This window comes from Arenibacter sp. F26102 (assembly GCF_023015865.1).
Classification (GTDB): Bacteria; Bacteroidota; Bacteroidia; order Flavobacteriales; family Flavobacteriaceae; genus Arenibacter.
In genome coordinates, this window is sequence record NZ_JALKBC010000034.1 from 1 (window position 1) to 10826 (window position 10826).

Annotated in this window: 8 protein-coding genes; 7 read left to right on the top strand and 1 reads right to left on the bottom strand. The window is 38.6% G+C overall.

All coding sequences use genetic code 11. From position 1 onward, the window contains the following. The first annotated feature begins 114 nt into the window (after positions 1-114). A complete protein-coding gene (locus tag MWU78_RS21975) occupies positions 115-516 on the top strand; it encodes a hypothetical protein (protein WP_247001917.1) in 402 nt (133 codons plus the stop codon). A 171-nt stretch (positions 517-687) separates the two neighbouring features. Beyond that, a complete protein-coding gene (locus MWU78_RS21980; RefSeq protein ID WP_247001919.1) occupies positions 688-831 on the top strand; it encodes a hypothetical protein in 144 nt (47 codons plus the stop codon). Positions 832-909: 78 nt separating this feature from the next. Here MWU78_RS21980 and MWU78_RS21985 read toward each other — a convergent pair whose 3' ends face one another. Then, positions 910-1938 (bottom strand): LacI family DNA-binding transcriptional regulator, encoded by a 1029-nt coding sequence (locus MWU78_RS21985; RefSeq protein ID WP_247001921.1) that lies wholly within the window; start codon positions 1936-1938, stop codon positions 910-912. A gap of 507 nt (positions 1939-2445) precedes the next feature. Between MWU78_RS21985 and MWU78_RS21990 the strand changes: the two genes are divergently transcribed. From MWU78_RS21990 to MWU78_RS22010, 5 genes are all read left to right on the top strand, one after another. Next, on the top strand, positions 2446-3873 hold the full coding sequence (locus MWU78_RS21990) for a Gfo/Idh/MocA family oxidoreductase (RefSeq protein ID WP_247001922.1): 1428 nt from the start codon (positions 2446-2448) through the stop codon (positions 3871-3873). A gap of 31 nt (positions 3874-3904) precedes the next feature. Next, entirely contained in the window at positions 3905-4657 is a 753-nt protein-coding gene (locus tag MWU78_RS21995; protein WP_247001924.1) for a glucosamine-6-phosphate deaminase, read from the top strand. 343 nt (positions 4658-5000) lie between these two features. Continuing rightward, positions 5001-8123, top strand: a complete 3123-nt coding sequence (locus MWU78_RS22000) for a SusC/RagA family TonB-linked outer membrane protein (protein ID WP_247001926.1) — start codon at positions 5001-5003, stop codon at positions 8121-8123. Between the two features lie 21 nt (positions 8124-8144). Beyond that, positions 8145-9914 (top strand): RagB/SusD family nutrient uptake outer membrane protein, encoded by a 1770-nt coding sequence (locus MWU78_RS22005; protein WP_247001928.1) that lies wholly within the window; start codon positions 8145-8147, stop codon positions 9912-9914. Between the two features lie 421 nt (positions 9915-10335). Continuing rightward, positions 10336-10826: Gfo/Idh/MocA family oxidoreductase (locus tag MWU78_RS22010; RefSeq protein WP_247001930.1), on the top strand; the 491-nt coding region annotated here is incomplete at its 3' end.

A 10826-nucleotide genomic window follows, 5' to 3' on the forward strand; every position in this document is an offset into this window, starting at 1 on the left:
GGATTGGGGGGCAGGCAGACATTCAGCGGCCCCGACCAGGGGAACACCTACGACCACCATTACGCAGAATTCGAGTATGCCAATAAGATCAAGCTGCACGTTCAGTCCACCAATATGGACAATACGTGGAACAGGGTCGGATTCCATGTTCAGGGTTCGAATGGGTATGCCGACGAAAAATTTCAAATATATAGCTCGAAAGGGGAGTTGCTCTGGAGGCACCGCGACAAGGACGAGACCCTCGGGGCTTCCCAAAAATGCCAGTCCGACTTCATCACCTCGATAATCGACAACAGTCCCCTGAACCAGGTGGACTATGGAGCGAAATCCACCTTGACCACCATTATCGGGCGCATGGCCATCCACTCCGGGAAAATAATCACGGTGGAGGAGGCCCTGAAATCCAATAGGAGTATTCTGCCAAAGGAATTCAGCTGGGATGCGGATATGCCTTCTGTGCCCGGACCTGATGGAAATTATAGTATACCGATTCCTGGAATCACCAATGTGATTTAAAAGAACCTTACATAGATGATGGATCTTAAAATTATATTGGTTTGGATATTGCTTTTTTACAAATGGATATAAAGAAGACGATGAAACTGTATAGGGGTATCCTTTATTCACGATGGTGATGCCGTAAACTTTGAAATAGATCATGGCGATATTGGAAAAATTGAATGTTGGTTGAGCAGCAAAAGTACTGCGGACCGTTCTATGGTCCCTGGTCTTATCCAAGTGCAGATCAACGGGTATATGGGTGTTGATTTTTACGTGCCCGATCTAACGGTCCAGGAGGTGAGGAAAGCCACCAAGGCGCTTTTTCACTGACCGAATTAACTTAACGGTGATGTCGAACCTTAAACAAATATTCAGTCCAGTTTTTACTTACCAAGACGCTGTTCCCACTTATTCTAAGGGTACAGTGGACTCTCTTATTATTAGTTCATTGCGGATAATTATGGTTTCGGAAACTATATTCTTGTCATTATCCTCAATTTGTTTGATAAGTAGTCGTGCTGAAGCTTGTCCCATTTCAAAGGCATGGTCTTCTATCGTTGTTAATGAAGGTTGAATGATTTTAGATATGGGAGTATTACTAAATCCCACAACGGCTATATCTTTGGGGACAGAAAACTTTCTCTCCCTAGCTGTTTGGATTACGCTAACAGCTGTTATGTCGTTGGCACAAAAAATGCCATCTGGTCTTGTATCCATGCTTAATAACTCATTGGCAAAAAGGTGACCTTCTTCTTCGCTAAGGATGTTGCCATAGAAAATCAGGTCTTCATTAATAGTTAAATTGTTCTTGATTAAAGCGGCCTTATAACCTTCTAGTCGCGCTTTAAAAATTGAGGAATTTAAATTTCCTGCAATATGGGCTATTTTTTTACATCCAATTTTAGCAAGATGTTCACAAGCTTTAAAGGCGGCATCGTAATCATTGATCAAGACTTTGTTTGATTCTAAGTCGCTGCAGACACGATCAAATAATACGAGGGGAATATGGGTATTTGCCAATTGTTTGTAATGGTCAATATCAGATGTTTCCAAAGCTAAACAGGCAATAATTCCATCCGCCTTATTAGACATTAATATCGCAACGCTCTCTACCTCCTTTATATACGAATCTTTGGTTTGGAAAATTGAAACATAATAACCAGCTTCATTGGCAACTTCTTCAATTCCGCTTATTGAAGATGAATGAAAATACCGATCAATTCGTGGGACTATTACACCAATATGATTGGTTTTTCTTCTTCTTAAATTTGAAGCAACGGAATTGGGTATATAACCTAGGTTTATAGCTGTTTTTTTTATTTTTTCACGTGTTTCCTCCCCAATGCTGTGATGGTCCTTTAGAGCTCTTGAAACAGTAGATGTGGATACACCTAAGATTTTGGCAAGACCTGTCATCGTTATACGTGTGTTTTCCATACCACAAAAGTAATAAATAATCCTATTGAATATTAGCGCAAACGTATGTGTAATTATCTAGGTTTATTATAAAATATAGTTCAATATGTTAAAAGAATATTGAAAATTATACACTTTGTATATTTTCAACTAAAGGAATATCAATACCTTCCATATAGTCTATCGATTTTGCTTAAAATATAATTAACACACAAACGTTTGCGTAATTATAATTGTTTTGATAGATTTACGGGAACTGTGAATTGATTTACAAGGTTGATGTTGAAATGTCATCTATGTTTTTCAGATAGAAATAAAAGGATTAAAACATTTGTTCGCCAAATACAATGACTTCAAAAAACCCCCAAAATAAATTCAACTTATTGGAATGTTGCAGCAAATTGTAAGCTGAATTGAGTTGTGCTATTCTGTCTAAACAGCGAATTTGTATAAAGGCTAATGTTGTACGCAAGAGTCAATATTTATAGGTTGGAAAAAAGAACGTACCTAAATAAACAAAATGGTTAAATGAAAAATCAAACTCGAAGGAATTTTATCAAGCTATCTGCATTGAGTACCGGATTTTTGGGACTTTCGACACAGGCCGTTTTTGCCCATGATGAAATTCAGAAAAAAATTTATGGTCTTAGTGAAACGCCGCAACCTATTGGTAACTCGGCAATCGGTCTGAAACACGACCCCATTAAACAGGTGAGAATAGGTGTCATAGGAGTTGGCAACAGAGGGTACGGCCATGTGAAGAATATTAATTCATTACAGCCTAATGCGAAAATAGTTGCTATTGCCGATGTTAGGGAAAGTAGAGCTAAAAGAGCATTGGATCTGCTGAATAAATTGAACAAAAAAAAGCAATCTATTGATTTGTATTTCGGTGACGAAGAAATATGGAGAGATATGGTAAAACGAGACGATATTGATTTAATAGTTGTCGTCACTCCTCCCACTGAACATGCGCGCATGGCAGTTTATTCAATGGAACAAAATAAACATGTCGTATCGGAAGTTCCGATTGCACTTACTATTCAAGAGTCATGGGACATTATTAACACTGCTGAAAAAACGCAACGTCACTGCATGATGCTTGAAAATTGCTGTTATGGAGAAGAAGAGCTTTGGGTATTAAATATGGTCAAGAACAATGTCTTTGGTTCGTTGACCCATGCAGAAGGAGGCTACATTCATTCCTTGTTACAAAAATTGTTCGTAAAAAGCGATGACCCTGCCACTAGTGCATATTATAAACAATGGAGGTTAAGATTACATGCCGAAATGCATGGAAACCTATACCCGACCCATGGATTGGGTCCGATTGCTAATTATATGGACATCGGCAATGGTGACCGGTTCGATTATCTTGTTTCAATGGATTCTTCAGAAGAGTCTTTGCATCAATATGCTACACAATCGTCACCTGACAACGATTTTTATAACCAAAAGAACTTTTCTCATGGCGATATGAATAGTTCAATGATAAAAACGGCAAAAGGAAGATCGATACTACTTCAGCACGATGTCGTTTCCCCTCGCCCCTATAGCCGCATTAACGCATTGTCAGGAAGTAAGGCATACCATGAAGGGTATCCCAGCCGCTTGTCGCTTTACGACGAAGGTCTTGGTCATGATTGGCTCAACGAAGAAAAGTTCAAGGCAATGCAAGAAAAATATGAGCATCCCATTTGGAGCAAAATGAAAGAGGAGGCCCAAGAACAAGGAGGCCATGGAGGTATGGATTACATTATGTTCTACCGTTTGATTAAAAATTTGAATAATGGATATCCCATGGACATGAATGTCTATAACGGGGTGGACTGGTCCGTAATTTTACCACTTACTAAATTATCGGTCGAATTGGGAAGCGTACCTATCAAATTCCCTGATTTTACGCGAGGTAATTGGGAAGAAGAAAGAGAGCTAGGGTTCTTCCAAAACATATAAAAACAAATTTTACAATACAAAAATTTAGAGTATGAAGCTTGTAATTTCAAATGACAAACAGGAATTAGGTCAAAGGTCCGCGAAAAAGGGTGCGGAATTGATTCGAAAAGCAATTGAAAAAGATGGTCGAGCAAATATAATTGTGGCAACTGGTGCATCACAGTTTGAGATGTTGTCAGAACTTGTAAAAGAGGACGTAGATTGGTCAAAAGTAACAGGCTTTCACCTTGATGAATATGTAGGGATGCCAAATGTGCATAAGGCCTCTTTTTGTAAATACCTGAAAGAACGATTTGTTGACTTGGTGCCAATAAAAAAGTTCTATTTCATAGAGGGTGATGCTGAAAACCCCTTAGATGAGTGTAACAGACTTGGTAAGATAATTTCTTGTATTAAAATTAACGTAGCCTTTGTTGGTATAGGCGAAAATGCACATTTAGCCTTTAATGATCCGCCAGCGGATTTTGACAGGGAAGAAGCTTATTTCATTGCTGATTTAGACAAAGCTTGTAGGGAACAACAACTTGGTGAAGGTTGGTTTGCTTCCTTGGGAGATGTTCCTAAGCAAGCTATTAGTATGTCTGTGAGGCAAGTATTGAAATCAGAAGCAATAATTGCAAGTGTACCTGATAGTCGCAAAGCGATAGCCGTAAAAAACACAGTCGAATCAGAAATCTCTGAAGGGGTTCCTGGGACAGCATTAAGATTACATAGCAATACTTGGTTGTACTTAGACAAGGCATCCGCATCCCTTTTAAGTGAGCCTCAAGAGACTATTTTTTAGTTTGCTTTTTTTATTAAACATTATTTATAATACACAGTATATGGACAAGGAACTTAGCTGGTTAGATACTTTGGTTAATACTAGATATTCATATGATAATGGTGATGATATTCCGATATGTCCTAGGTGGTTGGTAAATTTCCGAACAGGAGGTTTACCGCTTTAAAGCTACATTGATTAATGCCTGAACGGGAAAACGAGTATATGGCAACGGACTTGGAGTAGGTTATTTTTCTAAGGAGCATATTGAAATATGTCCCATGATTCTGCAATTAAAAAGTATTAAACTATACCCTTTTTCCTTTTTTGCTTGAGCGATTAACTAACTAATAAAAAAAAACTTATGAAAATTAAATTAAACTATGCCTTTGTTTGTTTGAGAAGGACAGTGTTAATGAACGTGATGAGAACCTTTATTCTTTTGTGTTTTACAAACGTTTTTAGTGCTATACCAAATATTGTTGATTTTGAAAAAGTTCCGCAGCAGCAGATTAGCGGTACTGTGGTCGATCAAAATGGGCTACCTCTACCAGGCGCCAACATCCTAGAAAAGGGAACGGCCAATGGAACGCAGTCAGATTTAGATGGAAATTTTTCAATTCAAATAGGAAGTCAAAATGCTATTCTTATAGTATCATATTTGGGTTTTATACCTAAGGAATTAGAGGTGACGGACCAAACTTTCATAGAGGTTGCCTTAGAAGAAGATGCCAATAGTCTTGATGAAGTGGTAGTTGTTGGTTATGGTACCATGAAAAAAAGTGACCTAACTGGTTCGGTAGCAAATGTAAGTTCCGATACTTACAAAGATCAACATATGACGCAAATTACAGATATGTTGCAAGGTACTGTTGCAGGGTTGAACATGACTCAAGGGACTACTGCTGCCGGAGGTGGAGCAATTGAAGTTAGGGGGGCTAATTCATTGAATGCATCAACCCAACCGATGATAGTTATTGATGGTTCTATTTACAATGGAAGCCTCCGTGATATAAACCCTTCCGATGTTAAGTCAATTGATATATTGAAAGATGCAAGTTCTGCTGCTGTTTATGGATCCAGGGCATCTTCAGGTGTAATTTTAATTACAACAAAAGGTGGAACTAAAGGTAAAACCAACATCAATTTTACATCACAGGTTGGAGTTGTAAGTACAACTAATAAATTTGCCCCTAACAATGCAGAACAATACCTTACTTTTAGGCAAGATGTAAAGCGAGCACTTGATACTAGTTCGCCTTCTTTTTATTATGACAATCCAAACCAGTTGCCAGATGGCGTAAGCCTTGACCAATGGAGAAGTGCGAGTAATAATCCTAATGCCGATAATACGAGGGAATGGTTAACAAGGCTTACATTTTTCCCAGTTGAAATGGACAACTACATAAATGGAAATTCCGTTGATTGGTATGATAAAGTTATACGCAAGGGGGCTGTTCAATTAAAATATGATTTGAGTATAAACGGAGGAACTGATGAGGTTACCTATTTCTGGTCTATGGGCTATATGAAAAATGAAGGTGTTGTTCTTGGTGATGACTATTCTGCCTTAACAACAAGGTTGAATTTAAACTTCAAACCTACAAAATGGATGGATATTGGGATGAATACACAATTCACAAATCGGGATGAAAGTTCGGTTACGGCAAGTTTATCCAGTATGTACCAAATGAGTCCTTATGGTTCAGAATATAATGATGATGGAACTATAAAGAGATACCCCAATGACTTTACCGTTGCGAATCCTTTACTTAACTATAGAGGGCAGGATCGTTCCAATAAAATTAACTCGTTATTTAGCACTTTATATACGAATATTCAGTTACCGTTCGGAATTAAGTATAAATTATCTTTCCAACCTAGATTTGAATTTGCAGGAGATTACAATTTTTGGTCGTCTGAAACAATAACCGGCGGTCAAAGTGGGTATGCTACAAGAGAAGAGTATTCTTCCTTTAACTGGATTTTGGATAATATAATTACATGGAAGAAGACATATGGATCACATTCTTTCGATTTAACTTTATTGCAAAGTGCAGAGCAAAACAAGTCTAATTATTCTTATTTGAAGAATGAGCAATTTACACCAAATCAAAACCTTGGTTATAATGGCCTCCAATATGGCGTAAACCCAGCAGTGGGGACGAATGATACGCAATCCAATGCAGATGCCTCAATGGCCAGGTTAAATTATGTTTTTAAAGATAAATACCTTTTAACAGCATCTGTAAGAAGGGATGGATATTCTGCATTCGGACAAGAAAACCCGAGGGCCGTTTTCCCCGCTGTAGCTTTGGCATGGAAAGTTTCAGAAGAGGGTTTTTTCAATATTGATCAAATAAATCAAATGAAGCTCAGAGGGTCTTGGGGAATAAACGGTAACCGCGATATCGATATTTATGGTTCATTGGCTCAAACAGAATCAGATATTTATTATGACGGAACCAATACCCAGGTTGGCGTATACAACAGTACTTTAGCTAATAGTGCGTTGAGATGGGAGAAAACAGAATCGCTCAATTTTGGTCTTGACATGGGCATGTTCAATAACCGGATAAATTTTGCCGCTGATGTCTATTTCATGAAAACAGTAGATCTTCTGATGGAACGAAAATTACCTGAAATTACCGGATATTCATCGATTTTATCTAACCTTGGGGAGTTACAGAACAGTGGTGTGGAAATGACGCTGAATACAGTTAATGTGAGCAATGAGAATTTAACATGGAAAACAGACCTTACTTTTGCTCTGAACCGGAATAAGATTAATAAATTATTCAGCAATTTCGATGAAAATGGTGTTGAATTGCCCGACTATACAAATGAATGGTTTCCTGGGCAAGCTATTGATGCCGTTTGGGATTATAATACCTTGGGAATTTGGCAAGTTGATGAAGCTGCTGCTGCGGCTGCAGTTGGATTGGAGCCGGGAGACTGGAAAGTAGAAGATATTGATGGTGACGGAACGTATGATGAATTAACGGATAAACAGTTTATTGGGTACACAGAACCTCGGTTTAGACTGGGAATGAGAAATCAGTTTAATTTCTTAAAACACTTTTCAGCTTCAATTTTTATAAGAGGTGAATTTGGACAACTAGGAGCATTTTCTTATGCGCTTCGAAATGGAGGAAGCGATACTTATGATAGAAGGAATGAAGTGAATATTCCATATTGGACAGCAGATAATCCAATAAATGATTATCCGCGTTTGATTACCAACACAACAGTATATGGTGGAGGAATCCAGATATATAAACCAAATTCTTTCGTAAGAGTACAAGACTTAACCTTGTCATACAATGTGCCTTCAGATTTTATGAAGCGTAATGGTATGACTAATGCTAGAATATTTTTCTCTGGACATAATCTATATTATTTTTCAAAATGGCCGGGATGGGATCCAGAATCGTTAAACAGTCCGTTGACCAAGACATATTCATTAGGATTTAGTATAACATTATAATAACCTTAAATAACCTTAAAGATGAATAAAATACAAAAACAACTTGCAATATTAGGTTTGGTTATGTTCGTCATGATTACTTCATGTTCGAAAGAGTGGTTAGAGCCAAAACCTTTATCTTTTTTCAGCCCTGAAAACGTGTATGTGGATAAGGATGGGTTTGAGTCGATGCTTTATACCTTGAGAAAGGCTTTGAAAAGTGAAAATACCGGATATTTGAACTCTATAGCTGCTGAGTATTCAGCTTCTGATTTAGCGTCTCCCTGGTCTCAACTTGATTTCCATAAGCTTACGCCGAATCAATCGCAATATTATCCTTTTTTAGATTTTTTTACGGAAACATTCGGGCATATCAAGAATGCAAATGTTGCTATATCGAGAATCGATGATATTGAGTGGGAAAGTCAGGAGGACCGCAATGTAATTTTAGCGGAAGCCTTATGGCACAAAGCATATTGGTATTATCGATTAGTAAATACGTATGGTGATGTTCCTTATGTAAATGAGGAAATTACTGGCGAAAAACTTGACTTTTATTCAACTAGCAGATGGACTATTTTGGCACAATTGGAAGAAGATTTGGAATTTGCTGCACAATGGCTACCCGATGTTGCGGGACCAGGAAATATTTCTAAGGGAGCTGCCAATTATTTGTTGACAAAGGTTTATCTCGCAAACAGCAATTTTGACCAGGCTATTGCAAGCATAGACAAGGTTATTGAAGGGCCTTACTCATTAATGGAAGATAGATTTGGTGTTGATGTAGCTGATACAAACCGAAACCTTATTTGGGATCTTCATCGCCCCAAAAACTTCAATTCTTCTGAAAATAGAGAAACAATACTTGCTGTTGTTGATAGGTATGAAGCTCCTTCCGATGCAAGGTCCGATGGGTTATATACGATGCGGAATTACAACGCTCAATGGTTCCAACCTGCTGTATTGGACAGTCAAGGTGCACCTGGGATGACAATTGCCGGTACTGGTCAGGTTATGTATGATTCATTAGGCAGAGGAAATTGTAATGTTCGTCTCACCCATCATTTTCAATATAAGTTATGGAATTATGGTGGACAGACCTGGGATAACACGCAAGATTTAAGACGTGCCGATATTAACTGGGTTGATAAACATGAATTGTTATATAACAATCCTAGTTCAGTAGATTTCGGGAAACCTGTCAATGAGGCGTACTTTGCGCAGCCAATTGATACGTTTAAGTACATTTATGCAATGCCACATTATATTATGTATGTTCCCCAGGATGATCCCACAGCAAGACCTATGGGAGGAAATGGTGACTGGTATTTGTTCAGGCTGGCGGGAGCTTATCTGCTCAGGGCTGAAGCTTATTACTGGAAAAATCAATTCGCAAATGCAGCAGATGACCTTAACATGGTTAGACAAAGAGCTAACGCGATTCCTATAACGGCAGGAGAAGTTACTCTTGATTTTATTTTTGATGAACGTGCAAGGGAACTATTCGCAGAGGCCCCAAGGCATTCAGAACTAATAAGAGTGTCGTATATTCTAGCCCAACTGAATAAGGACGGTTATAGCCTTAATAATTTTGGAGATAAGAATTATTATTATGACCGGGTAATGAGATTAAATAAAACGTATGAAAAGCAAGTTACATTATTGGGTAACACGGCTGGTATGGAACCTTATCATGCACTGTGGCCTATTCCGTCTAAAGTGATAACTGCCAACACATTAGGAGTAATAAACCAGAATTATGGCTACGATGGATATGAAAGGAATGTTCCTCCGTTGGAAGTGATTGAATAATCTTGAGATAAATAGAATTAACCCCATCATTAATATTTTAATGATGGGGTTAATATAATACCAATGCGGCAGTTCATGGATTATGTATAGGAAGATTTTTTCCTAATGGATAATCCAATTGTTAGGATTATAGGTGAATTTAGAGACCAAGTTGTTGTGGCTGTGAGGTATTGAAAAAAATAGTCATAATTTGCATTTACTAAAAATGCCTTTATTAGTTTTCCTAATCTGTTTTGCGATTTGGGTCAATTTAACTTCAATGGCGATGATATAGGGGTGGTATTTGTTTTGCCATCGGTCTCGTCTTTCTGATCTTAAGGGTCCATTTTCTGAAGTTGAATAGCTAAATAGATTTTCGGACGTATGATTCCCTGTGCAGGGGAACAATAGGAGCATCGATAAATTTTAAAAGACAAAAATTATGGAGAAAGATATTAAGGGCAACGGGCGAAGGAATTTTGTAAAATCCGGTGCTACGGCACTTGCCGGAGGTGCATTGCTGAGCAGTTTTCCCATGCACGCCTTTCATTTAAGCAATAAAAAAGAAATAAGAATCGGTCTTGTAGGCTGTGGAGGCAGGGGCAAAGGTGCCGCCCACGAGGCGCTGAAGACCTCCGGGACGGTGAAGTTGGTGGCTATAGGGGAAGTTTTCGAGGACAGGCTGAACGGTGCCTACGAGAACCTTAAGGGTGCGTACGGGGATCAGGTAGACGTTCCCGGTTCGAAAAAGTTCATTGGTTTTGATGCCTACCAGAAGGTGATCGACAATTGCGATGTGGTGCTCTTGGCCACGCCGCCGCCATTCCGGCCCTTGCACCTTGAGGCGGCCGTTAAGGCGGGCCGTCACGTATTCATAGAAAAGCCACTGTTCGTCGATATTCCCGGGTACCATAGGGTCATGGGCGCCAAAGA

Bases quoted from the DNA above. Each gene is read 5' to 3' on its own strand.
- MWU78_RS21990 (WP_247001922.1), top strand. From the start codon at position 2,446: ATGAAAAATCAAACTCGAAGGAATTTTATCAAGCTATCTGCATTGAGT.
- MWU78_RS21995 (WP_247001924.1), top strand. From the start codon at position 3,905: ATGAAGCTTGTAATTTCAAATGACAAACAGGAATTAGGTCAAAGGTCC.
- MWU78_RS22000 (WP_247001926.1), top strand. From the start codon at position 5,001: ATGAAAATTAAATTAAACTATGCCTTTGTTTGTTTGAGAAGGACAGTG.
- MWU78_RS21985 (WP_247001921.1), bottom strand. From the start codon at position 1,938: ATGGAAAACACACGTATAACGATGACAGGTCTTGCCAAAATCTTAGGT.
- MWU78_RS21975 (WP_247001917.1), top strand. From the start codon at position 115: ATGGACAATACGTGGAACAGGGTCGGATTCCATGTTCAGGGTTCGAAT.
- MWU78_RS22005 (WP_247001928.1), top strand. From the start codon at position 8,145: ATGAATAAAATACAAAAACAACTTGCAATATTAGGTTTGGTTATGTTC.